Here is a 24,203-nt window from a genome sequence, read left to right as displayed (position 1 = left end):
CAAGACGCTCCCCCTGCTGGCCGCGCTCGATGGTGGGCTTGGACGGCCGCGCTATTGGGTGCGAACGGAGCATGGGGGGCGTCCGAGACCTTTGTTGGCCGCCTCGGTGAGGCTTTGGTGAGCGTACTTTCCGGTCACCCGGAAGATCCACGGAAGGTCAACGATTTGGCGATGGCGGCACATGCTACGGTCAACCTGGCGATGGGATTGGTCGCGGGTGCACGAGCGGGCTTGCACGTCTGGCGGGGGAGAGGCAATGCGGAAGCCTATCGGACGGGGTTTCGCGGTGAGCGGTCAGCGCTATCGCCGGCCCTCGCGATGGCGGGAACCCCTACCGTGCCCGCAAGCCAGCTCCTGCGTCTCTTGTTCAGCGCGATAGCGGCCGTGCTGACATTCGTCCTCGCGGCGCGCACCGGCATGATCGCGCTTTGGTACCTTCGAACCTCATCGGACGACAAGGTCAGCGCCTACCAAGCCGTGATTTTGTCCAACGCCAACACAGTCTACTGCTACAGTCGTGAGGTCATGAACCTCGTTGCTTTTGTCTTCGAGCTTGTTTCGCACGACGCCCTGCTGAGTCGGCCAGGATTTGCGGGCAGTATCGTCGAATACGGCGGCAACTGGGCAGTACAACGCTGGGCACGAAAGCGCTACCGCATCGACCCGGCTCGAGGCTCGGACCTTCGCTGGCCACCAATGTCCGCTTTAGCCGAGGCCGTCGTCGTTGCCTTTATCTCCGCTGCTGCTCGTCTTGCCGAGCCGGACAGGCCCGTACGAATTTGGCGTGGTCGTCTGGCCGAGCGGGCCTCTGCCGAGGCAGATCCGCAGTCAACGCTTACCAACATTGATGCAATCGATCGGGTGACACAACGTGCCGTTGGTCGGCAACTTGTTGGCGAAATCTCGAATGTCCTGCCCGCGGAATTGCGCTTGCCATTGCTCGGGCTGCTGGCTGCGGGAACGCATTTGCGCGAACTGGCCTGGCAAGCCGAAAACGCCAGTCGTGGCCATGGTTCCGGGAGGCTCCCTAGTGATCTCGAGGCGCTGCCGCTCGTCGGGGGGCCGCCAAATGCAGGCCGTAGTGGGGTTCCGCCCACGCTGCGGCAAGAAGGTCAAGAAGGTATGGAGCTCCCGTCCCGAGGAGATGAGCGACCGGCGACTCCTGGATCCAGCGCCGCTTGGAGCCACTTGGATCTGCCAACCCAGTTGTCGGACCCCGCGGTTGACATACAGGCCAGCGTGCACGCGGAAGACTTGCCGCATGCAGACGACTTCACAAATATCGTCGGTCTGGGATGGGACCATAGTTGCCGATCAGCCCCCGATGTCCTGATCGGCTCATTGAACGGAAAAGGCCTCCTGCCGACGTCACCCCTCCAGTCACGAGCACATATTTACATCCATGGTCGTCCTTACACGCCGCAGCTGGGGCAAGGAACAGGGCAGGCGACCCCAAACAATCCGGCGGGACTTGGCGCTACGCTCATCCCTGGACGTGGGCTCGAATCCCACGCGCCCGTAGCAGCGGGCATCGAAGGTTTCGCGGGGGATATGGAAAAAACATCGACACCGCCATCGACCAGGGCTGCGACGTCTGCGATGCCGACAGAGGATGCCAAAGGCTGTGGACTCTGGTCGTGTTTCAAGTCAGGGCTTGGCAAAGCCCTCCGAGGAAGTCGTCGCGAAAACTCGTCCGAGCGTCCGGATCAACGGGATGAACAGGCCTGCGGATCGGGCATCCCAGTGCAGCCTCCGCTGGCGCTCCGCCGCACGGAGTGGCTGGGTGACGAGCATATCACAGCGGATTACACGCTCCTGGAGCGGGAGTTGCAGAGGGACAATCCGGATCTCGCCGCCCGCACGCGGTTCCTGCGGCCCGCGCCGGCTCATTTGCTGCGCTTGACCGACGACCCGAGCGTCCTGCAGGAAACCTTGCAGGTGATCGTCAATGACGCGCATGGTAACGATACCGCCAACTTCCTGTTCGTGCCAGTGAACAATGGCGGTGCCAGTAGCGACGGTACGCATTGGTCGCTGCTACTCGTTGATCGCCGCGAGCCGGAAGGGATCGTTGCCTATCACTACGACTCATTTCGGAAACCTTCTCACGGCGCCGCGGCAAGACAGCTTGCAGTAAGGCTGGGCGCTCGCCTCGAGACCGCCCGCATAACCCAGCAGCGGAACCATTATGAATGCGGCGTCTTTGTGGTGGACGCCACACGGACACTGGTTGGACGATTGGCGGAAGGACAGCGGCCTGATGACCAGCCGCTTCATCTCGACAACCTCGTGGCCGATCGGCGGGCGCTCCGGGATCGACTGAGCGGTCGTCCGCATTCGCAACGCCGAACTCGCTGATACGCTCGGGCTGATGGAGCTGACTGGCGCGTCTCTGCCGGCGACGCTGGGGACAAACAATCTACTCGTGCGCGGCGAGTTCGATGATCGTCGCTGTGTCGATGATCCTGCCGGCCAGGTCCTTGATCTGGATATCGTTGCCGGATTCGGCCAGTTCATCGGCCTTGGCGAGAGCCTGCTTTGCGGAGGAAACGACAACCCTGACAGCACCGTCGCCGTTCTTCGAATACACCTGATATCCTACGACGCTCATCGCCCCTCGCTGATGAGGATCCCTAGCGACCTTTCAGATCAGCGCCTAGTGCAAATGGGCCACAGCTTCTACCTCCTGAACAGAACGGAGCTCTCGTTGCTTGCCGGCAAAGGATCATGGTCCGCCGCCAGCGCCTAGTGGGGCGCATCGTCGGTGAAGGGCTTTCGGATGAACTGAGAGAGCGCCGTTATGTCGTGCTCGAGGGCGTCGACGTGTGGACGCATTGCGTTGAGATCGGACGTCTCTCGGGTGCTGTCCTGATTAGGACAGTGCTCTGCCAAATTAGGACAGTCGGGATTAGTCATTTTCTTTGGTCTTTAAAACAACAACGCCGCTCGCTTGAAATACATGCGATGCGGCGTTGGTCCGGCCCCAGGAGGGACGTGGCAAAATCCTGGCTCCCATGAGAGTGCATGGAGCGGGCCAAGGAATTGTGTTGTCTTTCGGCTTGCAATATTGCCCCCCCCGTATTGCCTCAGGAAGGAATGTTACCCGGGATGAAGGTGTGCGAGCTCCGCAGACCGATCTCGAAGCTGCGGCGAACTCGGTGGAGGGGCTGTGGACGGGGCGGAGTGATCATTACACGCAGCGCCGTCCACAGCCCCGGCCCGTATTTCCTCCAGCGGCATGGATACGATGATCGTTTCCGCCACCTTCCGCCGGAAGGACCGAAGCCGGCGTTGAACGATTGAATGCTGCTTGTCGCTAAACGAAGGATCGATGGTGATGAGCCTGCGTACGATGGCCAGCGCAGTGAGCTGCGGTTCGACAGCGAGCCAATTCTCGATCGTCGAGAGATGGGGATCGAGCTTCGAGGGCATGCGAATGCGCTTTTTGTATCGTCGTTTCGGCCGACGATGTGTGGCGCGTACCTCGGTGGCCGTTACCACGGTGCCGAGCGATTGGGCAAAAATCAGCGGATCAGCCGGCGATACGCCGACCGTCGTCACAAGACCGCGCTTGCCGATGCGTTCGCCGAGCTCTTCCTGCGCCGCACGGATGTCGGCAAGCAGTTGCACGGGATCCAGAGTGCGGTATTCCGCGCGCAGACGGCGCTTGATCGCCGATGCGAGTTTCGGGTGTGCCAGCGCACGTTCGTACGGCGTAGCCGGCGGATGATAGCGTTTGATGACCTTCGCGCCCTCGCGGCGCTTCTCCTTGAGCTTGAATGACGGCTGGAAGAAGTTCACAAGCAGGCGCGCCGCCGCGTAGAGACGCGCCATCACACGGGCCGTCGCGACCCCATCGAACCGCCCGTAGCCGACGAGCCGCCGCACCACCGCGCCGTTCTTCTGCTCCACGAAAGCCTGATCGTTCTTCTTGTAGGCCCTGTCGGCTCGAAACTTGGATTTTGGCCAAGTTGAAGAACGTTGTGGGAACATGGCGGCGGTGATTGACGGCTGAACTTATTGGGAATGACAGTGTGCTCCGAATTATGGAGTTGACTGATGGGTTTGAGTATTTCGAGTGAGGATTTTGTCGGGCGTTGGAGCCTGAGTTTTTCCGATATTGAATTTGTGAACGGCAAGCAGGCCCCGGCGCGACTGGGATTAGCGGTTCAGCTAAAGTTCTTCGCTGCGCACGGCTTCTTTTTACAGGACCATGCCTCGATCCCGACCGACGGCGTTTCCTGGCTGGCCGTGCAGCTTGGCGTCGAATGTGACGCCGTGAACCAGTACGATTTCTCCGGCCGGACAGCGCGCCGGCATTGTGCCGAGATTTTGCAGCATCTCGGCTTTCGACGCCTGAAACGGCCCGACCGGGAAAAGCTGACATTATGGATTGCTGGCGAATTGTGTCCGACCGGGCACTCGGTTGGCACCATGCTCGATCAGGTTTTTCTGTGGTGCCGGGACCGTTGCATATACGGCCCGTCGCACAAGGAACTGGAACGCCTGGTGCGTTCGCAACGGCAGCAGTATCTCGATAGCTGGTTGACAGGGGTGAGCCCTCGCCTTTCAGCAGGCACGGTCGCATTGCTGGAAGCGTCTATTGCCGATCCGGACGGCCAGACCGGCTTCAATACGATGAGGGGTGGTCAGACCACGCTCGACAACATCCTCGGCATGGCGGCGAAGCTCGCCTTCATTCAGAAACTTAATCTGCCACGAGATATCTTGTCGACGACCGGCAAGGCATGGGTGGAACAGATCGTCCGCCGTGTCGCCGGCGAAAAGGCCTGGGAGATGCGGCGGCACGCGCCGGCCAGACAAATCGGCCTCTACGCGATTTATCTTTTGTCGCGGGAAGCGCAGCTCACGGACGCCATGGTCGACCTGCTGATCGAGACGGTCCACAAGATCGGGACGCGCTCGAAACGCAAGGTCGTGGGCGATATCGCGAAAGACATCGAGCGGGTCTATGGCAAGGAAAAGTTGCTGGTCGAGATTGCCGTTGCCTCGATCGACGAACCGGCGGGGCGCGTCTGCGATGTCATCTTCCCCATCGTCGGCAAGGACAAGCTGGCGGCGATCGTCAAGGAAAGCCAGGCAAAAGGGGCTCTCGACCGGCGTATATATCAGGTGATGCGCTCGTCCTGGGCCAATCATTACCGGCGCATGCTGCCCAGCCTGCTTTCCGTTCTGGAATTCCGGTCGAACAACACCGTGTGGCGTCCGGTTCTGGCGGCGCTGGATTGGATCAGAAGCAAGGTGGATGACGGCTGCCGGATTGTGCCGATGGAAGATGTGCCGATCGACGAGGTTATGCCGGCCAGATGGCGCAGTTCGGTCATCGATGACGATGGCCGTGTGAACCGGATCAGCTACGAGCTCTGCGTCCTCACCCAATTGCGTGACCGCATCCGCTCCAAGGAGATTTGGGTTGTCGGCGCGAACCGTTATCGCAACCCTGACGACGATCTTCCCAAGGACTTCGAAATCCACCGTGACGCTTATTATTCCGGCCTTAACCTGACCCCGGACGCGCGAGCGTTCACGACCGGCATCCGCCGGGAGCTTGAGCATGAGTTGCTGCTTCTGAATGAAACGATCCCACGAAACGACAAGGTCCGGCTGCTGTGGCGCGGCGAAAATCGCATATCGATCACACCGTTCAAGCCTCTGCCGGAACCGAAGGGGCTTGAAGCGATCAAGGGCGAGATCGGTCAGCGCTGGCCGATGACGGGACTGCTCGACGTGCTGAAGGAAGCGGCACTCGATACCGGTCTGCTGGAGGCCTTCGAAACGTCGGCGTCGAGAGTTGCCCTGTCGCGCGAGGCGCTAGATCGGCGGCTTCTGCTGTGCCTTTATGGTCTCGGCACGAATGCCGGGCTCAAGCGGATCGCCGGCGCGACACCTGATGTCAGCTACGACGAGCTGCTGCATGTTCACCGCCGGTTCATCCATGCGCCGGCGCTGAGGGAGGCGTGCGCACGGGTTGCAAACGCGACCCTGGCCATCCGCAATGCCGCTGTCTGGGGTGACGCGGGGACGGCTTGCGCGTCCGATTCGACAAAGTTCGGAGCATGGGACCGTAACCTTATGACGGAATGGCATGCCCGATACGGCGGGCACGGTGTGATGATCTACTGGCATGTCGAAAAACGCGCGACCTGCGTCTATTCGCAATTGAAACGGTGCTCATCCTCGGAGGTCGCCTCCATGATCGAGGGCGTGCTGCGGCATTGCACCGATATGGAAATCCAGCGGCAATATGTCGACAGTCATGGTCAGAGCGCCGTCGGTTTCGCATTTTGCCGCCTTCTCGGCTTTGAACTCGCCCCACGCCTGAAGGCGATTGCCCGCCAGAAGCTGGCCATCCTGGATGCAGCAATGCGCACAAGGCTGCCGAATCTCCTGCCAGTCCTTTCCGGCGCGATCAACTGGGATGAGATCGAGCAGCAATATGACGAGATGGTCAAATATACGGCCGCCATGCAGATGAGAACGGCGGACCCGGAGGCGATTTTGCGCCGGTTTGCCCGTGCCGAAATAATGCACCCGACCTACAAAGCGTTGAGCGAGCTCGGCCGCGCGGTAAAGACGATATTCCTGTGCCGCTATCTTCGCCAGGAATCGTTCCGTCGAGAAATCCACGAGGGGCTGAATGTCGTCGAGAACTGGAACAGCGCCAACGGCTTTGTCTTCTTCGGCAAGGGCGGCGAGATCGCCACCAATCGGATCGATGAGCAAGAGATCTCTGCTCTGGCTTTGCATCTGCTGCAAGCGTCGCTGGTTTATGTGAACACACGCATGCTTCAGACCGTGCTGGTGGAACCGAAATGGGCTGCACGGATGGCGCCGGAAGACTATCGCGGCCTCACGCCCCTGATCTACAGTCACGTCAATCCTTATGGCCGCTTCGATCTCGACTTGAATAGTCGGATCGATTTTGATCGGCTGGCGGCATAATTTTTGGAGACGATAGTGGTTAAAATTGCTGAAACATGCCTGAATGTTCTCTACCAACATGGGTTGTCGTCGGCGCAGTTCCAGTTCTGTTTCGAGAGAGCAAAGCATGATCTCCTGGCCGATGACATGGCCTGCGACGCCATCGTTGCGGAGGTTGTGCAGTCCATGGACGATCACCCGGATGCGGCGACCTTGTTGGGATTGTTGCTGGATGAGGCCCGAATGGGCATCGAGAACGACAGCCCATATGGAAAGGCTTTCCTGGAAAATGCAGAGAAGGCGATCAAGGCTCACATTGCTACCGGTACTGGCGAGCCACTTCACCGTTTGAAAATCGCTGGCTTGTATCAGCGTGCCGGTCTGCCCGTGCCGGACATACTGATGCTCGACCCGGTTGGGGAAAATCCCGCCGACGAGATCCCGATGCCGGATTTTGATGGCGCGCTTGCGGTTTTAGCGGCAGAAGTTGAAGCTGAAAGCGGCGGCGCGTATGAGTTCTTCAGTGGCCTGGATGAAATGTCGGCAGGAATGCCGGAGGAGGTCAAAGCCGCGTTTGTCCATCATCTGTTGAGGCTCGACAATCCCTTTCTGGAGCGCTGTGCGCTCTATTGGCTGGTGTCCGGCGCATCATTGACGCGAGAGGCCGTGGCTGCCGGCCTACGAGAAAGGGTCATGCGCGGGAAGCTGGAGCCTGAAGCTTTATCCTATTTGCCGATCATTCGCGGCTGGTTGCCGGCGAGCGCCGCCCGGGCGGCTATTGATGACATCGGCAAGCTGGCTCGGCGACAAGGTCTTGCCGATGTTTCCAATCAAAACAGGGCGGAGCCGATAGTCAGCGACATCATGGCGACCACTGCCGACGGTGTCGGAGCGCAAGGCCTGACGATTGTCGGAAAACTGCAAGCCCAGACATTTGTCGCGATGATCCTGTTAAAGACCGGATACGGCATCAAAGATGCCTTTGTCATTCGTTGCCGTTCAAAGCGCGAAGCAACCAACATCGTCTCTTATGCCCGCCAGGAAGCAAACAGCGTCCGAATAGATCGAATGACTGCCGAGCTGCTGCTGGAGGCGGCTCTGGCGGATGGGATAGAAAACGGCCATCCACCAGCGCCAGGCTTCATTGACGTCATGGAGGCTTGCAGCTTGAGCCAATTGCGGCCCCAGGAAAGGGATCTGCAGGCTTTGCTGGATCACGTCGATCCGCAAAAGGAAATCCAGAATGCGACAGCGGCACAACTGGATCGGATGCTCCGCAACGAGCCCGCACTGGATGCGCTCGTCCCGTTCACCGACAGCTGGTTTGAAGACACAGGAGAAACACGCAGCATCATCCAAGGATTTCGGTCGGCGCGGACTGTTGAAAAAAGGATCTGGGCCTTTCTCGAAGGTCGGCGAGACATTTGGGCGAGACGATTTCTGCAAACCGCGATCATTCTCAAATCGGCTAAGAAGGAGCGAATGTCAAAAGCACTGGCAGCCGCAGCCTTCGCGCTGATGCACAAGTATCCTCTACAGGACATCCCGCTCATGGAAGATATCGTTATGACCACAGTGGACGCAGGCGGCGGATCTCTGTGGTGAATATTCGTAAACATCGTCAATGAACAGGTCGAGGCTGTGGCTTCCTGTTGGCACACCCAAATTGAGCAGTTTACGTGGTATAGGACATGGCTCGTATCGGATATGCTCGTACATCCACAACAGACCAGAACCTTGCCGCCCAAATCGCCGCCCTCAGGAACGCTGGCTGCGAGGTCATCCGCGAGGAGCAGAAAAGTGGCGCATCGCTCGAAGGCCGGCCGCAACTGACGACCATCCTCGACTTCATTCAAGCTGGCGAAACCCTCATCATCACCCGCATCGACCGATTGGCAAGGTCATTGCGAGATCTTCAGGTGATAGTCGACCGGCTCAAGGCCAAGGGTGCGCATCTGGTGGCCACCGAGCAGCCCGTCGATACCTCCACAGCCGCCGGCAAGGCGTTCTTCGACATGCTCGGGGTCTTCGCGGAGTTCGAAACCAACCTGCGGCGCGAACGGCAGGCTGAAGGCATCGCCGCCGCCAGGAAACGTGGCATCTACAAGGGGCGCCCACCGAGGATTGATCGCGCAGAAATCCTGCTTCGCCTGCAACAGGGTCAAGGACCCAGCAAGATCGCCCGCGATCTCGGTATATCGCGCGGCACAGTCTATCAGGTGCGCAAAGGTGTTTCCGGATGAGCAAGCCAAACCGCATCACCCGTTTGACATCCACCACCTGCGAGCAAATCCAGGCCCGTATGCTTGAGGCTTGCAGACAGATCGCCTCAGATCACGGACTGGTCATCGAAAGCGCCGGGTGGCGCGGACTGGAGCCTGGCTTCTCGTTCGAACCTGCATTCCGCATCAGCATTCCCGCGCCAGACGGTAAGCCTCTCAATCTGGATAAGGAGATGTTCGCCCTGCTGGCCGAACAATACGGCCTGGAGGCTGCTGACTTCGAACGCGAGTTTATCGCTGGCGGCGAGCGCTTCCGGATCACCGGCATTGATCCGCGACGGCCTAAATACCCTATCTCCGTAGAGCGTATTCCCGACCGCCGCGGCTTCAAGTTCACCGCTGACAATGTGGCCATGCTGCTCAAAGCACAGGCCAAACTCTGACGTTCACCAATCGTTCTTCAACTTGGCCAAAATCCCAGCTTCGAGCCGACAGGGCCTACTTCTGTGGGCGTGCGCGATCGTTATCGTCATGCAACTGACGTGAAGCCTCCCAACCTGTGGCCCCCGCGCGGCGCTGGTATGTACCGTGGTACATGCCTAGTTCGGATTTCCCGAGAGCGCGTACCGTGGTACACACTCGTTCACTTGGCCTTGCGCTTCGCGGCGGCCGCACGTGCCCTGTCACTGCGCTCTTGGCGCTTTCGCTCGACATCGGCCATCGTCTGGACCTTGTCGTCGGCAATGACGATGCTCATCCACTTGCGCTTGCCATCCTTGGGCACGTCGAGCTTCTTGAAGGCTTCGAACGCGTCCCGGGTCAGTCCTGTCGGTCCCTTGGGGCCGTGCAGATCACCAAGCACCATGCGGAAGGTGCGGCGCGAGATGCCGCGCTCGATATTGGCTTGCTGCGCGACGTGCGGCAGCATGGCATCGACGATTTTATCCCGCACCTCATTGGTGAGGCTTCTGCCGGTCAACAATTGCTTGATGTCATTCTCGATGCGCACGCGTGGGCGGCCGCCCCACTTGGCGCGTTCGCGCTTCTCGGCCTCGAAGTCGGCGCGCATGCGGGCTGCTACGTCGTCTCGGCTGGCGGCGGCCGGTGCTGCGGGCTTGGGCCGGGACGCGCCGTGCGCGGCGGCCTTGAGCGCGGCGTTCTCAACCGTCAGCCGGGCGATCTCGGCGCGCAGCCGGGCGATCTCGGCCTGCGCGTCGCTGCTCGCCGGCTTGGCGGCGGCCGGCTCGGCGTGCCGCTTACGCCAGAGCGCGATGCGCTCGGCGCCGCTTATCGCGGAATCTCCGATCGGGTGGCGTCCCATGAGGCTTCTCCAATTCGTTACAGGGTCATTGCCCCACCCCGCCAATGGCGCCGTCCTGCCCCAGAAACCGGGCCGGACGAAAAATCCCCAAATTGGGTCAGGATGCTTGTCTTGACCTCGACACCCTTCCTTGCACATTAGGGCATCCAGTATGTATGACTTATATAATAAGTAAGTAAACAGTGGAGGAGAAACACAAAATGACAGTTTATGAAGGACCGGCGCGCATCACGATCCGGCGGCTCAACCGCTACACCGCGCGCCTCGCCCTGCCGCCGGACTACCTGCGGCAGCACGGCTTTGACGATGGCGACATTGTGCGCTGGCTTCCGCAGGACGATGGCTCCGTGCGGCTGGAATTCGAGAAAGCGGACGCTTGTCCCGAGAGACCGATGCGGCGCAAGGGAGGAAAGCGTGCCAAACGATAAATCGAATGATGCATGGGCCGCCATGTGCGAGTTCGCCGCGCGCGGTGGCCCCGAGATTGATCCGCGCGCGTTCGATGAGCCGTGGGACGTTCGCACGGTCAAGCCGCAGCCGAAGCCGCAATCTGAATCGAGACGCCGCCGCAAGGTGACATTGCAACGCGCGATGAAGCAGGCCAGCAAGGCCGGGGTCGCTGTTGCCCATGCGACCATCACGCCCGAAGGCGTCAAGCTCGACCTTAGCGGCGAGGGCGAGGGCGAACCCAACCCGTGGGATCAGGTCCAATGAAACGGCGCTATCCGAAATATTGCCGATCCTTCATCGATCGCCACGGCCACCCGCGCCACTACTACCATCGCGGCGGCAAGAACATTCCGCTCCCCGGCCTGCCGTGGTCCCCGGAATTCATGTGAAGCTGCGGCGAACAGCGGCCACGTCGCTCCGGTGACCAAGGCCAAACCCGGATCGCTCGATGCGGCTGTGAAGAACTATCTCGCGTCGGATCGCTTTGCTGATGGTATCGCGGACTCCACCCGCAACACGCGCCGCCGCATCTTGACGAAATTCGCCAAAGAGCACGGCGATAAGCCTGTGGCGCTGATGCACGCGCAGGCGCTCGAAAACATCGTCCGCAAGATGACCCCGGCCGTGCAACGCGGCTTCAAGAAGGCGCTGCGCGGCTTTGTCGATGACTGTCTGGCGCGTGGGGTGATGAAGACCGATCCGCTGCAAGGGGTAAAGCTCGCCAAGCTCAAGAGCACCGGCCATCATACGTGGAGCGAAGACGAGATTGCCGCCTATGAGGCCCGGCACCCGCGCGGCACCAAGGCACGGCTCGCGCTGGAACTGTTGCTGCAAACCGGCGTTGCAAAATGCGACATGGTGCGGATGGGGCGGCAGCATGTGAAGGCGGGCTTACTCTCGATGCGCCGGCAGAAGACCGGCGTTCCGTTCGACATTCCGCTGTTGCCCTCATTGGTCACCGAGCTTGAATTGCACCCGAAAGACCGGATGACGTTCCTGATGACCGAACTAGGCGCGCCGTTCACGGCCAACGGGTTCGGCAACTGGTTCCGCGAGCGCTGCAATGAGGCCAATTTGCCGGGTTGTGCGGCACACGGGCTACGCAAGGCATCTGCCGTCCGGCATGCGTTGAACGGAGCCACGGCCCCCGAGCTGATGGCGTGGCATGGATGGAAGACACTGGCCGAGGCGCAGCGCTATGTTGAGGAGGCGAACCGGATTCGACTGGCGCAAGCCGCCGCCGCCAAGATGGTGACCTTACCGAACAAGGGGTGATCAAAAATCTGCAACCCTTTGGGACCCGATTTGCAGGTTTTGGAGAAAATCCAATGAAGTCAAAGGTCGAAACAGTACGTAGATACGGGTGGCGCTCCCTAGCGGGGAATCGAACCCCTGTTTCAGCCTTGAGAGGGTAAAGTCGATCCGCTTAATGATCATGGTGGGGAAAGTCCCGCGATGCAGACCTTACAGATGTCAAGCCTGGCTCAACTGCATGAGCGGGCGCTACTGCACCAGTTTCGCACCCGGATCCAGCCGAAGCGCAACGAACGCGATCAGATTCAAACAAAAACTCAGCAAAATCAACGAAGCCATTCGCTATCCCGCCGCTCAAAGCGGGCTGGATGAAAATCGAGCGAGCACACGAAGCGCTCGTACTGACGATCAGCGATCGTGCAACTCGATTCCTCCCGCAATAGCAGGCGCAGCATCGGCGGCAGGCTGTCCAACAGGAACCAACGTAACCGACGTCTCTTCCTGCAGCCGGCCACGCAACTTTTGCACGACAGCGGAAACATCAAACTCCACAGTTTTTCCTCCGTGCATGCTGTGGCCTTGGTCGCTCGAGGCTCCGAAGAAGTTCAGAAGCCCGACGTAGTGATCATCCGCAGCGGCTGGGGAGGCTCCAGCTGGAAGGTCAAGGTAGACTTCGTAAGTCGTACGAGGATCTGCACTCGCCTGAACACCGTTGAGAACAAGGACCAACCGTCGCCCGCCCCTGATTTCGAATCTCGGCGCGATATTGATAAGGCGATTTTGGGGTTCGGCAGGTTCGAGTTTGACTGTCTGAGCCGTTTGCCCGAGCGCAATCGGCCCCGAAACTACACCGGCTCTGTTTCCGGGCGCGGTACCGGGGCGAACTGAACGGAGTAGCAATCGATCCTGCCCTCTGGAGCTTTCCGCAACTAGGGTTTTCTTGGGCAGTTCATCGTACCGGTACGGAAGCTTCGCCGAATTGGATATCTGATCAATCGCGAGCTCGACTCGCTTTCCAGTTCCAGAAACATACACGAATTTCGTGTCCGACCAGTTTCGGCCATTCGTCTGAGTTGGATTCTTGTGCCCCTGCTCGTTCCACGCCATCCAAATTCTATCGATGTTGCAATGATGGAGCCAGAATATCGGATCACCCGCGGCGGTCGGCACGTTGCCCATGTTCGACGCATCGCCCGTGTAGACATGCACGTTACCATGTAGAGCGGAATCGAGCTGCCCACAGAACACGCTATAGTCGCCCCCCGTCATGTCCGGCAAAACAAGAAAATTCCTGACGCCTGGGAAGTTCTTGTTGAGAGGCTCGCCATCATTGACATTGGCGGCGCGCAATTGACCTCCAGCCACGTTACGGTTTGCAACGAACAAAGGCGAAAACGTGGGGTCATCTTTGTTCTTCGCCTGGAACGCTTCTGGGATCGCATAAGACGCTGGCGAAGTGTAATCCCAATACGGCAACGTGAACTCAGGATGGTTCGTTATGGTCGCAATGATTTGCTCAAACTGGGCGACATAAAGCCGATGCCAGGGAAGAAAATAGTCTTCCGGCTGCCCGAGATGCGATTGACATGTGAACCAAGTATCGCTGGCCAAGTCCCGACCGGGGCTCGCATTCTCGCCAAATACCTCACTTAGCAGTTGTGTCTTGGCCTTAGCTCGACTTTGGCCGATTTATGCGGCGTAGGCGAGCGCGTTCTCCATCCGGGCCAGAGATGGCGCGGAATTTCTATGCTGTCACGGCGCGGCCGGGACATGAAAGAAATCTGATGAGCCCATATTTGGCGTCGAACGGCGGCGATCGCATCGCTAAAGGTCAGGGTGGCTTTTGGATACCAAGCTGCGGTTCTGGGCTTCAGCTTTCGTGCCTTGGCGAGGTCGTGGGTCCATAGAGTGATGATGGAGTAGAGGCCGAGCAAAATCGGGGTGGAGCGCAGAATGGCTTTGTCCGACCACTGGCGCTGGGTCTCGACACCGAGGTGAGCGCGAACTTCCTCGAAGGTGACTTCGACCTGCCAGCGACTGACGAACCAAGCGAGGATGTCGCGGGGATGAGCGTTGAGATCGGTCGCCAGGAAAGCCTGTGGGTCGAGTTCGCCGGTTGGGTCGCGGACGAGCAGCCAGCGGATCGGCACCGGCGGAACACCGCCGCGATACCACAGCGCAGTGCCGGTTGCGATCTCGACGGTGCGATTGGTTCGGCCGTACCAGAGACTGACCCGATAACGCGTCCAGGACACGTTGCGATCCTTGAGGATGGCAGAGAGTTTTTTGTGGGGCTTGCCTCGAATTGGAGGGCGGCCACGAGCTTTGCGCTTTGGTCGGGGAAATTCGAACAGGTTGGCATCGAGGCGCAGGCGGGTGACAATGCAGACATGCTTGCGGACAGCGGCAAGGAACTCGATGGCGGCAAAGGCGCTGTCGGCGACCAGTACGATATATCGATCGGGCAGCCAACGATGGATTTGCCAAGCAGCCTGGCGGGCCCAATCGAGCGGCGTCTTGGGCGAGCGCGACTTGCCGTCATAGAAGCGTTTGGAGGGGGCGAGCAGTGTGAGGAAGGGCAGCGCCATGATGCGATCGGCCCACGGCACGCGCACCAGCAACATGGCGGAAAGCCAGCGCAGACCGCTGGCTTTGACGAAGTGCCCCTTGGAGGAGCGCACCGGGTCGCGATAGATGCCGCGGGCGCTGATCTTGGGTCCCCAGCGCCGCTCGATGGTGTCATCGAGCCCGATCACCACTGGCTCGCCGTCCGCCACGAAGACCTTGATCAGCAGGAGCAGCAGGCGGCCTGCCGCGGCCCGCGACGACCACGCCGCCCGGTTGAGGACGCGATGGAAAGTACAGAAATCGGGATCGCGCTCTCGCCCGAGGATGCGCAGCGCCGCCGTGACAGTGCGCCGGCTGGGCGCCAGGATAACGCCGGCGAGCAGCATCAGAACATTCGGCCAGGTAGGACGCGTGAACAGATCGGTGAAGACTGCAAGCCGGGCCGCAAAACGCGGCGGCAGCGGATCGCAAGAGCGGGGAAGAAGACGGGCGTGTTGCATCCCATCGGTAAAATCGGCATGTTGAATCGCAGCAACCTCGTCCAGCTGCGACATATTGAATCGGCAAACCGATCCACTCTGGCCCGCGCGGCACCGATCGAGCACATTGAGCGCTATGGCAAAATCCGACCCAACGCTTGCCCAGATTGCTGCTCAGTTCACGCATCACGACATAGAAAAGAGCCGTAGCGGTTATTTAGTTATCAACCGTCGGACTTCAAATCCGGTCGCACGGCTGCGCCCCATTCCAGATACCGATCGCTTCGAGCTCTTCTACTGGTCGAACGTGAAGGGGCGCTGGACAACCTTTGGCAATATGGGGCGCATGAAACTCATGCTCACGAGCGCTCATGAAATCGTCGAGAACGATCCCATGTTCAGGGGTCCGCGTACCCCATGAACGAGTTCAAAATTGGCCAAAGTCAAGCTGAGCGCTATCGGGATTTATGCGGGGGCTCCGGCCTTCGGATTGAAGAGCTCGCCGGTCTTAAGCATCGTATGCATTATAACCGCCAGTTTGCGCGCCACAGCCAGGGCAGCTCTTTTGAAGCCGAGCCTCTCCCGGAGCTGCAGACCCCACGTGCGCAGAGTGCTGTCGGTTGAGCTGCGCGTCAAAATGACCGTCGCCGCTTCGTAGAGAAGCCCTCGCAAATGGCGATCGCCACGCCGGGATATATGACCGTCATAATCGACTTCTCCGGATTGGTAGCGGCGCGTCGTCAGGCCGATCCATGCGCCGACAGATCGGGATTTCTTAAAGTTGTCCGGCTCCTCAATGGCCGTGGCAAAGGCAGTTGCGGTGATCACACCGATGCCGGGAATGGACATAAGGATGGGGCAAGCCTGGCTCTGTCGCGCGTCGTGGACCAACTGGCGTCCGAGTTCGGCCGCGCGGATGCGAATGCCACGCCAAGCTTCCAACAGCGGAAGCACAATCGATGCAAGTCCGTCTTGATCGGCAAGAAGGCTCTGGACGTTCTTCTCGAAGCTGCTTCCCTTTCCGGCTGGAACGACGAGACCGAAGGTTTTCATGACCCCGCGGATCTGGTTGGAAAGCTCGGTGGCGATTCGGACAAGCCGCGTGCGCGCCGCCACAAGCGTGCGGGTCAGCATGCTATCGAATCCCTTCACGCGGACCTCGCGAAGAAACCGACTTCCGCCAGCTGCGCCAGACCATCGGCATCGTTCGCGTCCGTCTTGTTCGCCGCCATATCGAGCGCCGCTTTAGCATGGCGCGCATCGATGCAGATCGCCGGCAATCCTTCAGTGCGCAGAGAATGATAGAACCATACCGACAGCGGTCCGGTCTCGAACACCACTCGTTTCGCGGCCGACGCCCGCTTGCGGATGAGTTCGGCGATGATACTGGGATCCGATGCGCACTTACCGCGCCAGATCCGTTCACCTGCTCGACGGATTGAGACTGCCGTCTCTTTCATCGACACGTCGAGACCGATATACTCATCCATGGCTGTTCTCCATTCGATGCTTGGGCCCGGCGTCCAGTCGTGAGCCCGTATTTCCATCCTATCGGGGAACAGTCGCCCTCCAAAACTCGTGATTGGCTTTAGGGCAGCTCGCTCCCGCGATTACCCCATGTGGACGCCCCCTCACTGCGTCGTCATTCTAATGGGCTCCCGATTGACCTCCCGTCTCCATAGCCAGGATGCGCGCCTTGTTCTCGCCGGCGACGCGGGCTCAGTTGGAATTGGGTTGCGAGGTCGCCTTGCAACTAAAAGGCAAGCCGCTTGCCGAAATCGCTAATGTCATGGAGGACTGCCTGCAAGCCCGCGACGAATGGCTCGAACTCAGCCGTTCCGCCGTAGTTAACGCTGATGCTGGAGAACCTAGTCACGTGGACGAGTCCGTGGTGGCGGTACGCAAGGCCTTCGACGCCGCGCGCCTCGCCCGCTTCGACGTCGCGGAAAAGGAGGTGCAGGCCGTGGTCGACAAGACAAAGGATAGGATGGCGCGGGGATACCTGCTCCAGCAGCGCGCCGAATACCTTCAGCACTTGGACCCGGTGAAGGCCCAGGAAACACAGTTGGCTGCCGTCAGTCCAACATGGCGATGGTCCATCCGATCAAAGGCGTTGGTTATCGCAAACTTGATGTCCCAAAGGACGGGCAGGCTGCAACGGCAGTCTCCTTCATGAAGCAGCAGTTTCTCGAGAAGAACGAACTCGTTCTGTGGGTCAACGCGTTGACTGAAGCGTTCGCATGGGGCGAGGAGAACAGCGGCAGGTTCGAGACGGCAGTGCGCGACTTGGGCTTGTTCTTGGGTTTCGGGTCGCAGCAACCGGAGAAAGAAATTGGCCGGGGGCCCGACAACTTGTGGGCAGTTGGAGCGCTCCGGTATTTCGTCATTGAGTGCAAGAGCGGAGCCACACAAGCTCCCGCGATTAACAAGCATGACTGCAATCAACTAGGCGGGTCGATGAACTGGTTCTCGGCGCAGTACGACCAGACCTGCACGGCGACGCGCAGATCATCAGCAATGGACCGAACGGCCCCACGCGCGGCGACTTCGCGGCGACAAGATTGCTCAAGCAGATGCGCCGGTTGCACGCGTCAGACTATCATCCCTACCTGGTCGCCGCGATCAATGAGGCGTGCAAGCGATGCGAGAACGCGTAAGTGAGTAAAACAAGGAGCTTAAAATCCTCGCGAAACGGCGGGTCCGTTCGGCGCGACCACGCGTTGGCGTGTCGTCGCAAAGTCCGGCCTGATGTTGTCGACGAGCCTTACTACCTCGACGGGCGAACGCAGCTGCAGCTTCTGCATCATACGCGCGCGACGCACCTTCACCGTCGTCTCGCTGACATTAAGCCTGGCCGCGATCTGCTTGGCGACCAGCCCATCCGCTATCAGCAGCAATATGTCGCGCTCACGCACTGTCAGCTTCTCAAAGCGCCGCCGTTCTTCTTGCACGACGAGCTCGCGCTCCATGCGCCTGCGGTCGCGCTCCAAGCCGAGCCGAATCGCGTCAAGAAGCTCCTGCTCGCGAAACGGCTTGGGCAGAAATTCCACCGCGCCGCGCTTCATCGCCTCCACCGAAACCCGGATGTCGGAGTAGCCGCTGATGAACACGATCGGAACTAAGACTCCCGAATTGGCCAACGCTTGCTGCAAATCGAGGCCCGTCGGCGATGTGCCGGGAAAGCGAACGTCGAGCACCAGGCATGAGGGACCATCGGAGAGTTGCTCCGCCAAGAACTTGTCTGTCGAGCCGAAAAGCTTTGCCTCAAATCCGGCGTCATGGCAAAGATCTCGAAGCAATGTTCTAATTTGCTCATCGTCATCAATCACATAAATCGTTGGCGGACTTGTCCTCATGGCTCCCCTCCAACTAAAAGGCCGACAAGGTACCGCTGGCAACGCAAACCGACGACGACACTTCCGAGGTACCCATCGGCCCCAGCGGGTGCTCACAAATGCGATCAAACTCGAAGGCGCTATTAGACACCACGCGCCGCTCGACGCTAGCAACGCAAGGCCCTTCGGCGGCAAGCTCCGTTGTCGCGATGCTTTTGGCCGGTTTGTTGAGTGCGCGCTACGGCAATGGGAGGCGCATCATGAATTTACATAGTGCGTTTTGCGCCACGTGGCTGGCCGGCCTCGTCGCCAGCGGCCCGGCAATGGCCGGAACCAACGATATCCTGATCGGCCTTGACAGCAAGATCACCTACGGTCCCGACGGCCAGATAAATGGCGCTCCGGGTCCCGATGCCGTGCTGGTTGTGGACATCTCCAATCCCGCCAAACCCAGGATTCGCGCAAGCCTGCCGCTGGCAAACTCTCTACTGGGCCCGCCCACGAACCTGCAGATCACACCAGACGGCACGCTGGGCCTGGTCGCCAATTCCGTGGTTCACGTCCAGGAGGGGAGTTCCTGGAAAACGGTCCCGGATGACAAGTTGTACGTGATTGACCTCACCGCAGATCCGCCGAAGTTGATCGACACGGTTACTGTCGGGCGGCAGCCCTCCGGTCTATCGATCTCAAAGAAGGGCGATCTTGCATTGATTGCCAACCGAGACGGCAAGAGGGTCTCTGTCGTCTCCATCCAGGGTTCAACGGTCAAAGCCGTAGGCGAGGTCCCGGTGGAGCAGCAGGCTGCGGCTGTTGTCATCGCACCCGATGGCAAGCGCGCCTTCGTCTGCCTCAACCTCGTGAACAAGATCGGCGTGTTGGCAATCGATGGACAAAACGTGACCTACGACAAGTCGATGGACATCAGCGATCAAACGGCGCGTGCTGGATGAGTTTTTGACGAGCGCTAGTAGCTGCAGCGCAAAGCCAAGACTAGTGGGCACGGCTTCGGGTAGCGGCGCAGGCGACGGCTGGCCCCGTGAGTTAGCGCTGTGGTAGCAAAGCGCCTGATCCCCCATACGGCGTTCTGAGCGGCTGCCGTTTCGCCGTATCCCTATCACGCGGGATTGGCCAACGATGGTGAGAGGATCCACGTCTGAACGGGACTTCCTCAAGCGCGGTCTTTCTGGTCTACAACTAGCAGCTCTGAAAAAGCTCGCGGATAGCCCGGCTGACAATTGGTGGAAAGAGGTGCTGGAGAGCAAGAATCTCTTGCAGTCAGAAATGGAAACCTGAACGCTTATGGCAAAGGTCAGAGCGTCTTCAAAATTGCTTTCGAAAACGGCGGCAGCGGCGATTGCAGCCAGCCTCCGCGATCCACTAAAAATATCTGGTGAAGCTGGAACTTGAGAATAAGGATCCATATATGTCGTAGTGGTCCAGCGTCGGCGGCGAGCAGAGTGCCGCAAGGGCGAGTTGGCGGCCAAGCGCTTTCGAGCCCACTGTGATCACGCCAATGCCGCACGACCGTCGCATGCGGCACACGATCAGGTGACGTGATTGCGATCCGGTCGGATCGTTGGGCGATCGGCGGATGTACCTGATCTCAACGATCTGGGAGAAGCCCCGGCGGGCTACGGCTCGCCGGGGGCTTCCTTGGCTGTGTGGGGCTGTCGTTCTTACGAGATGCCGTCGGCGCGGTCAGCCGAGAGGTCGGGTTTGCCTGAAATGGAACCCGCTCGAAGTGAACCGCCTGGCCACGGCACGCACGTCACGTTCGCATGTTTCGAGCGCAATCTTCTGGGCGAGCATGACGTCTCCGATCGGCAGAGCGCCGGCCGGCGAAAAACATAATCCCTCCCCCAGGCGGCCTCTTTCGTCGATCTCGCACACGTTCACCGAGGCCCCGAGGTGGATCCTGTATCGCTGTCCGCTGTCATTTCCGACGACCTCGAAGTAGCCCTTTTGGGCGAACTGCTCCCGCTGCGCCGGCGACAACCATTGCTGCAAGAGGCGCAGCGACCGGCCCTCCGGCGTCCGCTCGGCGCCGTGCCTGATGATAAGGGCCCGCATCGCTCGCCCCCGGGAACGGCCGCCCGGCGGCATCGATCGAAAGCCAAACATGCCAGGAACGCCGACTTAGCCGCCGACCAGCCTGGGGAAGAAGACGGTTTCTTCCGCCTTCGGGTCGAACGATCGGATCTGCGAAACCTGACCTGGACCGGTCCGGACCGCTGCGGTAAACCCGATATTCGTCAGTTCGTAGAACCGCTGCTCCGCCTTCGCCAGTTCTTGTGCGTCGTCGAGGTTGAAAGGATGACGGCTGTCGCCGCTGTGGTCCATCACGATCTGGATTGCCATAATCGCCCTCCTCGGATTGCTGATAGCCATGGGACCTCGATCGAGTATCGAGCCAAAGTCGTGGATTTTCAAGGGTGGAGCATTCCATCGCAAGTTGCCGCTGGTCTACTGATCGCAGCGGCGTGCAGCCCAAGGCCGTTGCGCATCCGACCGACGCGCGGCTGATGCATCGGGCAATCGTCAAGCTCATCGGGCTCGCCAAGCGCGCCGCCATCATGATCGGCCGCAATACCCACGCTGTCCAGTTCAAGCGCGCCAGGCGCCAACTCAAGTGCCTGCGAACACAGCTTGGCCGGATCATTCGCGGCATCCGCCGCAAGATTGATGGCGATGCGGTGCTGGAAGCTCGCTTCGGCCCGCTGCTCGGTTAGCGCAGCAGGTGCGCAGCCAGGATCAGGATCGGCGCAGTCCAAAGGTCCATGCGTTACATGCCCCGGAGGTCGTGTGCATCGGCAAGGGTAAAGCCCGCGCGCCTTACGAGCTCCTGTCAAGAGCTCAATCCCTGCAGGTATTTCGCCTGTCGTCGTCAGGCGCCGGAACGCAATGAGCAATTTGCGCGCCAGCGCCACGATCATGGTCTTGCGCGTGCAGCCGCGCGCGCCGGCCGCGCGAGTACGGAACCATTGGGCCAATGCGCTGTCCTTTTGGAAAAGGAGAGGGCGCCAGGCCAGTTGGATCGTCCCACGCCGTACCCGGGCGTTGCCAGCACGAAGGCCCTTCTCACGTCTTCGCTTGCCGCTCTCATCGGGAGCGCCCGTGAGGCTCGCGTAACGCGCGACCGCTCCAGCAATTTGATCATCGCGTGCGCGCCGCTCTCGGAAACCTGCAAGCGCTGCAATCGAGCCGCCTCGATCTCCCTGATCTGCTCTCTGATGAGGCCAAGACGGACCATGTCCCGGCGCATCTCGGCGACAGTGTTGGGTGGCAGCGGCACTCCTTCCGGCGTGCGCAGCGTCTCGAGCCGTTTTGACGCATGACGCAGCAGCGCCAGCTTAAGATTGCGAATACCCAGGCGAATGAGACATGCCTTCATTCGATTGACAATGCTGGTTTGTTGGCTGACGAGGTTCTCACGCTCGCGGTTCGGGGGCCGACGTCCTCTTCATCGAGACTTGGGATTGCTGCCATTTGGCAATGGTTCGGCTCGCCGCACAACCAACTGAGCACGGTTTGCAGGTTCGTTGTCCGCGCTTTCGGAAGGAGCTTGAGCAATTCGGGTTTGTAAGACCGAGCGCAGCCGTGGGCACGAAAACCCAAGGGATCACGAACGATTCCTCATCGACCAACGTGTCTTCCGTCTGCGTCGAGCCTTGAACCGTTTACGAGAGCGCGCGGTTTCGTCGCGCCTCGAGTAGAAAATGGCTGTTGCAAACGTCTAGGTTGTATGCCACCTTAGGCTTGGGCCTCAGAAACCCAAGATAGCATCCGTGGCCAATCAATGGGCCAGCGTTGTAACAGCCCCGTTCGGCGGGGGCGGTGCGCCCATGTCCAAGGGGCACCCCAAAAGCACATTGGCCGTTCACGATTACGGTTTCTGAACCCCGGCAGCCAGTCCGCTACCGGCATCAGAGCTAAAAGCAAAATCCATGAACCATCAGCGAATCTCGCGCCGCGCCATGGCGATCGCTCGCGTCTGCAGCCTCGAGGTGTTGCACGACAACGAAACATCTCAGCAGAGAGCCGACCGGTTGCTGGCGCCGCACAAGCGGCGTAACCGTTCTCCGTCGTCAAATGATTTGAGGCTAATTAGGCGGCTCGCGAAGGGAGGGGCTGGCTCCTCAAGGGTCAGAGCTTAGGCGGCCTGCACGCGTTGCTGCGAGCGACGGTTTGCATTTCATCGGCGCCATCCTGCTCGAGCAGCGCCCAAGTTTGGCACCCCAAAGCGCCTTCCGAGCTGCAAAGCGTTTGCCCCAGCGAAAAGCTTCCTTTGGGCAGTGTTTCGGGGAGCTGAGAGAGCATTGTGCGGGTTGAGGCAATACCTTGTCGCGAGGGTGCCTGTGCACGAGGCGATCGAGGATAGAGTCGGTTGCCGATAAGCTTGTGCCAATGCTCGCTCGGGGGCTGGCTTGTCACCACGGTCGAGCCGCGGCCATGGCGATCCTCCATCATCTCCAACAGGTCGCGTTGCTGCTCAGCAGTCATCGGGGCAAGTCCTCAGTCGTCGAGGACCAGAAACTCGACCCGCGCCAGGGTTCTGAGGAAACGAGCATGGCGGTCGCCGCCCCGCGGGAGGGTGAGCGTCTCGACCAACCGCGGCAGCAGCTGATAGAGCACGGAAGGGTTGACGGTGAGGGCGAGAACGGCCTTCTGGACCAAGATCGGCGCCGGCTGGGAGCATGAAGACCGCAAGGGCCTCAACATCCTGCGGACCGCGATGCCCCAGAACGGCCGTCTCGTGATCCGCGAGCAGAAGGCGCAAGACGCTGAGGCGGGGCCATTCAACAACAGGAAGATATGGAAATGACCGCGCGCATTACACAGGACCGCGACGACGCAGCCGCATGGGAATGCGTCTGCGGCAGCTGCCGAAGGCAATCGCGGCACTCGACACCGTCAATGTCGACGAACACATGAAGCGCGCGAGCCCTCAAAGCAAAGCTCGCATCGGAGCACAGCGAGGCGGTCTGGTTTGATTTCGTCGCCGACCTCGGCGATGGCGTCGACAGTACCTTCGAGATTGGCTGCTCGTGCGCTGACAGTGGCGATGGCATCGTGTCCTCCCTAAGTGGAACAAATATCGCATTGTCACCCGGGGTTGTCGAGGCGCGTGATTTGAAGCATTCGCGTTGACACCCCATCCAGACAAGACCCGCCTGATTGAATTCGGTCGCCGTGCGGCCGGTCAATCGCAAAGGGCGCGGCCTTGGCAAACCGGAGACCTTCATGTTTCTGGGCTTCACCCACATCTGCGGTAAGTCACGCCGGGGGAACTTCCTGCTCGAAAGGAAGACCCGTCGCGTTCGTTGTCACCGGCCACTTCGCCTACTACGCGGTTCCTACAAATCGGCGGGCGCTCTCAGCGTTCCGCTACTATGTGACCGATCTCTGGCGTCGAACGCTTCGGCGCCCGCAAGACGGCCGTTGCCCCGACAACGAGGAGACAGCGGAGCTCCGGATTTCCCCATCTTCGATATTCGTCCCAACCGCTCTTCGCCTCCGCTTGAATGAGACCGCGGCGTCAATCCCAGCCAGGCAGCGAAGTGGCGAGCCGACTTGAACCCGCCGGGATCCGGCACAAGCGCCTTGATGGTCGCCGCAGTGATGGCGCCGACGC

Annotated in this window: 24 protein-coding genes and 3 pseudogenes; 16 read left to right on the top strand and 11 right to left on the bottom strand. The window is 60.1% G+C overall.

From position 1 onward, the window contains the following. Positions 1–117: 117 nt before the first annotated feature. Positions 118–2,358, top strand: a complete 2,241-nt coding sequence (locus NLN62_RS49725; protein WP_254114091.1) for a Ulp1 family isopeptidase — start codon at positions 118–120, stop codon at positions 2,356–2,358. A gap of 61 nt (positions 2,359–2,419) precedes the next feature. On the opposite strand, the gene NLN62_RS49720 is transcribed toward NLN62_RS49725, so the two are convergent. Next, a complete protein-coding gene (locus tag NLN62_RS49720; RefSeq protein ID WP_254114090.1) occupies positions 2,420–2,611 on the bottom strand; it encodes a hypothetical protein in 192 nt (63 codons plus the stop codon). A gap of 116 nt (positions 2,612–2,727) precedes the next feature. On the opposite strand from NLN62_RS49720, the gene NLN62_RS49715 reads away from it, so the two are divergent. Further along, positions 2,728–3,018 carry a DUF3363 domain-containing protein gene (locus NLN62_RS49715; RefSeq protein WP_254114089.1) on the top strand — a complete coding sequence of 97 codons (291 nt, stop codon included), beginning with the start codon at positions 2,728–2,730 and terminating at the stop codon, positions 3,016–3,018. 81 nt (positions 3,019–3,099) lie between these two features. Here the strand turns inward: NLN62_RS49715 and NLN62_RS49710 are convergent, their stop codons facing one another. Next, positions 3,100–3,912, bottom strand: coding sequence for a hypothetical protein (locus NLN62_RS49710; protein WP_254114088.1), 813 nt, complete (start codon positions 3,910–3,912; stop codon positions 3,100–3,102). A 147-nt stretch (positions 3,913–4,059) separates the two neighbouring features. Between NLN62_RS49710 and NLN62_RS49705 the strand changes: the two genes are divergently transcribed. The 4 genes from NLN62_RS49705 (at position 4,060) to NLN62_RS49690 (ending at position 9,607) form a co-directional block, all read left to right on the top strand. Next, the gene (locus tag NLN62_RS49705; RefSeq protein ID WP_254114087.1) at positions 4,060–6,963 is read left to right on the top strand and encodes a Tn3 family transposase; all 2,904 of its coding nucleotides are present in this window, start codon (positions 4,060–4,062) and stop codon (positions 6,961–6,963) included. A gap of 15 nt (positions 6,964–6,978) precedes the next feature. Then, the gene (locus NLN62_RS49700) at positions 6,979–8,547 is read left to right on the top strand and encodes a hypothetical protein (RefSeq protein ID WP_254106335.1); all 1,569 of its coding nucleotides are present in this window, start codon (positions 6,979–6,981) and stop codon (positions 8,545–8,547) included. Between the two features lie 86 nt (positions 8,548–8,633). Further along, positions 8,634–9,185, top strand: a complete 552-nt coding sequence (locus NLN62_RS49695) for a recombinase family protein (protein WP_254106333.1) — start codon at positions 8,634–8,636, stop codon at positions 9,183–9,185. Continuing rightward, complete coding sequence (locus NLN62_RS49690; RefSeq protein ID WP_254106331.1) at positions 9,182–9,607, top strand: hypothetical protein; 426 nt, start codon at positions 9,182–9,184, stop codon at positions 9,605–9,607. The genes NLN62_RS49695 and NLN62_RS49690 overlap by 4 nt, the downstream gene beginning before the upstream one ends. Before the next feature lie 200 nt (positions 9,608–9,807). Here the strand turns inward: NLN62_RS49690 and NLN62_RS49685 are convergent, their stop codons facing one another. Next, positions 9,808–10,485, bottom strand: coding sequence for a hypothetical protein (locus NLN62_RS49685; protein ID WP_254106322.1), 678 nt, complete (start codon positions 10,483–10,485; stop codon positions 9,808–9,810). A gap of 200 nt (positions 10,486–10,685) precedes the next feature. On the opposite strand from NLN62_RS49685, the gene NLN62_RS49680 reads away from it, so the two are divergent. The 4 genes from NLN62_RS49680 (at position 10,686) to NLN62_RS49670 (ending at position 12,210) form a co-directional block, all read left to right on the top strand. Then, positions 10,686–10,913, top strand: a complete 228-nt coding sequence (locus tag NLN62_RS49680; protein ID WP_254106320.1) for a hypothetical protein — start codon at positions 10,686–10,688, stop codon at positions 10,911–10,913. A 22-nt stretch (positions 10,914–10,935) separates the two neighbouring features. Then, positions 10,936–11,199 (top strand): hypothetical protein, encoded by a 264-nt coding sequence (locus tag NLN62_RS49675; protein ID WP_254114086.1) that lies wholly within the window; start codon positions 10,936–10,938, stop codon positions 11,197–11,199. Then, positions 11,196–11,324 (top strand): hypothetical protein, encoded by a 129-nt coding sequence (locus NLN62_RS53110; RefSeq protein ID WP_256570627.1) that lies wholly within the window; start codon positions 11,196–11,198, stop codon positions 11,322–11,324. Before NLN62_RS49675 ends, NLN62_RS53110 begins: the two co-directional genes overlap by 4 nt. Before the next feature lie 67 nt (positions 11,325–11,391). Further along, positions 11,392–12,210 carry a tyrosine-type recombinase/integrase gene (locus NLN62_RS49670; RefSeq protein ID WP_254114085.1) on the top strand — a complete coding sequence of 273 codons (819 nt, stop codon included), beginning with the start codon at positions 11,392–11,394 and terminating at the stop codon, positions 12,208–12,210. 387 nt (positions 12,211–12,597) lie between these two features. On the opposite strand, the gene NLN62_RS49665 is transcribed toward NLN62_RS49670, so the two are convergent. Next, positions 12,598–13,800 (bottom strand): tyrosinase family protein, encoded by a 1,203-nt coding sequence (locus NLN62_RS49665; protein WP_254114084.1) that lies wholly within the window; start codon positions 13,798–13,800, stop codon positions 12,598–12,600. Between the two features lie 38 nt (positions 13,801–13,838). Continuing rightward, complete coding sequence (locus tag NLN62_RS49660; RefSeq protein WP_254114083.1) at positions 13,839–15,311, bottom strand: transposase; 1,473 nt, start codon at positions 15,309–15,311, stop codon at positions 13,839–13,841. Between the two features lie 61 nt (positions 15,312–15,372). On the opposite strand from NLN62_RS49660, the gene NLN62_RS49655 reads away from it, so the two are divergent. Then, positions 15,373–15,657, top strand: coding sequence for a hypothetical protein (locus tag NLN62_RS49655; protein WP_254106310.1), 285 nt, complete (start codon positions 15,373–15,375; stop codon positions 15,655–15,657). Between the two features lie 44 nt (positions 15,658–15,701). On the opposite strand, the pseudogene NLN62_RS49650 reads toward NLN62_RS49655, so the two are convergent. Further along, positions 15,702–16,726: pseudogene (locus NLN62_RS49650) on the bottom strand (IS110 family transposase). Between the two features lie 206 nt (positions 16,727–16,932). Here NLN62_RS49650 and NLN62_RS49645 point away from each other — a divergent pair. Continuing rightward, the gene (locus NLN62_RS49645) at positions 16,933–17,412 is read left to right on the top strand and encodes a hypothetical protein (protein ID WP_254106308.1); all 480 of its coding nucleotides are present in this window, start codon (positions 16,933–16,935) and stop codon (positions 17,410–17,412) included. A gap of 499 nt (positions 17,413–17,911) precedes the next feature. Here the strand turns inward: NLN62_RS49645 and NLN62_RS49640 are convergent, their stop codons facing one another. Next, the gene (locus NLN62_RS49640; RefSeq protein WP_254106567.1) at positions 17,912–18,592 is read right to left on the bottom strand and encodes a response regulator transcription factor; all 681 of its coding nucleotides are present in this window, start codon (positions 18,590–18,592) and stop codon (positions 17,912–17,914) included. A gap of 98 nt (positions 18,593–18,690) precedes the next feature. On the opposite strand from NLN62_RS49640, the gene NLN62_RS49635 reads away from it, so the two are divergent. Then, positions 18,691–19,521: a YncE family protein gene (locus NLN62_RS49635; protein ID WP_254114082.1), complete on the top strand. Its 831-nt coding sequence runs from the start codon at positions 18,691–18,693 to the stop codon at positions 19,519–19,521. A 748-nt stretch (positions 19,522–20,269) separates the two neighbouring features. Here NLN62_RS49635 and NLN62_RS49630 read toward each other — a convergent pair. Beyond that, the gene (locus NLN62_RS49630) at positions 20,270–20,692 is read right to left on the bottom strand and encodes a hypothetical protein (protein ID WP_371930062.1); all 423 of its coding nucleotides are present in this window, start codon (positions 20,690–20,692) and stop codon (positions 20,270–20,272) included. A gap of 15 nt (positions 20,693–20,707) precedes the next feature. Next, positions 20,708–20,929 carry a hypothetical protein gene (locus NLN62_RS49625; protein ID WP_254104198.1) on the bottom strand — a complete coding sequence of 74 codons (222 nt, stop codon included), beginning with the start codon at positions 20,927–20,929 and terminating at the stop codon, positions 20,708–20,710. Between the two features lie 122 nt (positions 20,930–21,051). Here NLN62_RS49625 and NLN62_RS49620 point away from each other — a divergent pair. Further along, a pseudogene (locus NLN62_RS49620) lies at positions 21,052–21,410 on the top strand (IS5/IS1182 family transposase); the annotation flags it as partial. Positions 21,411–22,714: 1,304 nt separating this feature from the next. Here NLN62_RS49620 and NLN62_RS49615 read toward each other — a convergent pair. Further along, complete coding sequence (locus NLN62_RS49615; RefSeq protein ID WP_254114081.1) at positions 22,715–23,071, bottom strand: ATP-binding protein; 357 nt, start codon at positions 23,069–23,071, stop codon at positions 22,715–22,717. A gap of 145 nt (positions 23,072–23,216) precedes the next feature. Here NLN62_RS49615 and NLN62_RS49610 point away from each other — a divergent pair, with 145 nt between their 5' ends. After that, positions 23,217–23,393 (top strand): hypothetical protein, encoded by a 177-nt coding sequence (locus NLN62_RS49610; protein ID WP_254114080.1) that lies wholly within the window; start codon positions 23,217–23,219, stop codon positions 23,391–23,393. A 310-nt stretch (positions 23,394–23,703) separates the two neighbouring features. Next, positions 23,704–23,996 (top strand): annotated as a pseudogene (locus tag NLN62_RS49605) (group II intron reverse transcriptase/maturase); the annotation flags it as partial. Here NLN62_RS49605 and NLN62_RS49600 read toward each other — a convergent pair. Further along, positions 23,926–24,165, bottom strand: a complete 240-nt coding sequence (locus tag NLN62_RS49600) for a transposase (protein WP_254106299.1) — start codon at positions 24,163–24,165, stop codon at positions 23,926–23,928. The pseudogene NLN62_RS49605 and the gene NLN62_RS49600 sit on opposite strands and share 71 nt — an antisense overlap. Between the last annotated feature and the right edge of the window lie 38 nt (positions 24,166–24,203).

Source organism: Bradyrhizobium sp. CCGUVB23 (assembly GCF_024199885.1).
Lineage (GTDB): Bacteria > Pseudomonadota > Alphaproteobacteria > Rhizobiales > Xanthobacteraceae > Bradyrhizobium.
Note: the sequence above shows the minus strand (reverse complement) of the source record. Positions and strands in the feature narration are given on the sequence as shown.

Coding starts and splice junctions, on each gene's coding strand:
- NLN62_RS49720 (WP_254114090.1), bottom strand. CDS start 2,611: ATGAGCGTCGTAGGATATCAGGTGTATTCGAAGAACGGCGACGGTGCT.
- NLN62_RS49630 (WP_371930062.1), bottom strand. CDS start 20,692: ATGTTTGGCTTTCGATCGATGCCGCCGGGCGGCCGTTCCCGGGGGCGA.
- NLN62_RS49615 (WP_254114081.1), bottom strand. CDS start 23,071: ATGACTGCTGAGCAGCAACGCGACCTGTTGGAGATGATGGAGGATCGC.
- NLN62_RS49635 (WP_254114082.1), top strand. CDS start 18,691: ATGCGATCAAACTCGAAGGCGCTATTAGACACCACGCGCCGCTCGACG.
- NLN62_RS49695 (WP_254106333.1), top strand. CDS start 8,634: ATGGCTCGTATCGGATATGCTCGTACATCCACAACAGACCAGAACCTT.
- NLN62_RS49660 (WP_254114083.1), bottom strand. CDS start 15,311: ATGTCGCAGCTGGACGAGGTTGCTGCGATTCAACATGCCGATTTTACC.
- NLN62_RS49655 (WP_254106310.1), top strand. CDS start 15,373: ATGGCAAAATCCGACCCAACGCTTGCCCAGATTGCTGCTCAGTTCACG.
- NLN62_RS49705 (WP_254114087.1), top strand. CDS start 4,060: ATGGGTTTGAGTATTTCGAGTGAGGATTTTGTCGGGCGTTGGAGCCTG.
- NLN62_RS49640 (WP_254106567.1), bottom strand. CDS start 18,592: ATGAGGACAAGTCCGCCAACGATTTATGTGATTGATGACGATGAGCAA.
- NLN62_RS49625 (WP_254104198.1), bottom strand. CDS start 20,929: ATGGCAATCCAGATCGTGATGGACCACAGCGGCGACAGCCGTCATCCT.
- NLN62_RS49680 (WP_254106320.1), top strand. CDS start 10,686: ATGACAGTTTATGAAGGACCGGCGCGCATCACGATCCGGCGGCTCAAC.
- NLN62_RS53110 (WP_256570627.1), top strand. CDS start 11,196: ATGAAACGGCGCTATCCGAAATATTGCCGATCCTTCATCGATCGCCAC.
- NLN62_RS49690 (WP_254106331.1), top strand. CDS start 9,182: ATGAGCAAGCCAAACCGCATCACCCGTTTGACATCCACCACCTGCGAG.
- NLN62_RS49715 (WP_254114089.1), top strand. CDS start 2,728: ATGGTCCGCCGCCAGCGCCTAGTGGGGCGCATCGTCGGTGAAGGGCTT.
- NLN62_RS49685 (WP_254106322.1), bottom strand. CDS start 10,485: ATGGGACGCCACCCGATCGGAGATTCCGCGATAAGCGGCGCCGAGCGC.
- NLN62_RS49675 (WP_254114086.1), top strand. CDS start 10,936: ATGTGCGAGTTCGCCGCGCGCGGTGGCCCCGAGATTGATCCGCGCGCG.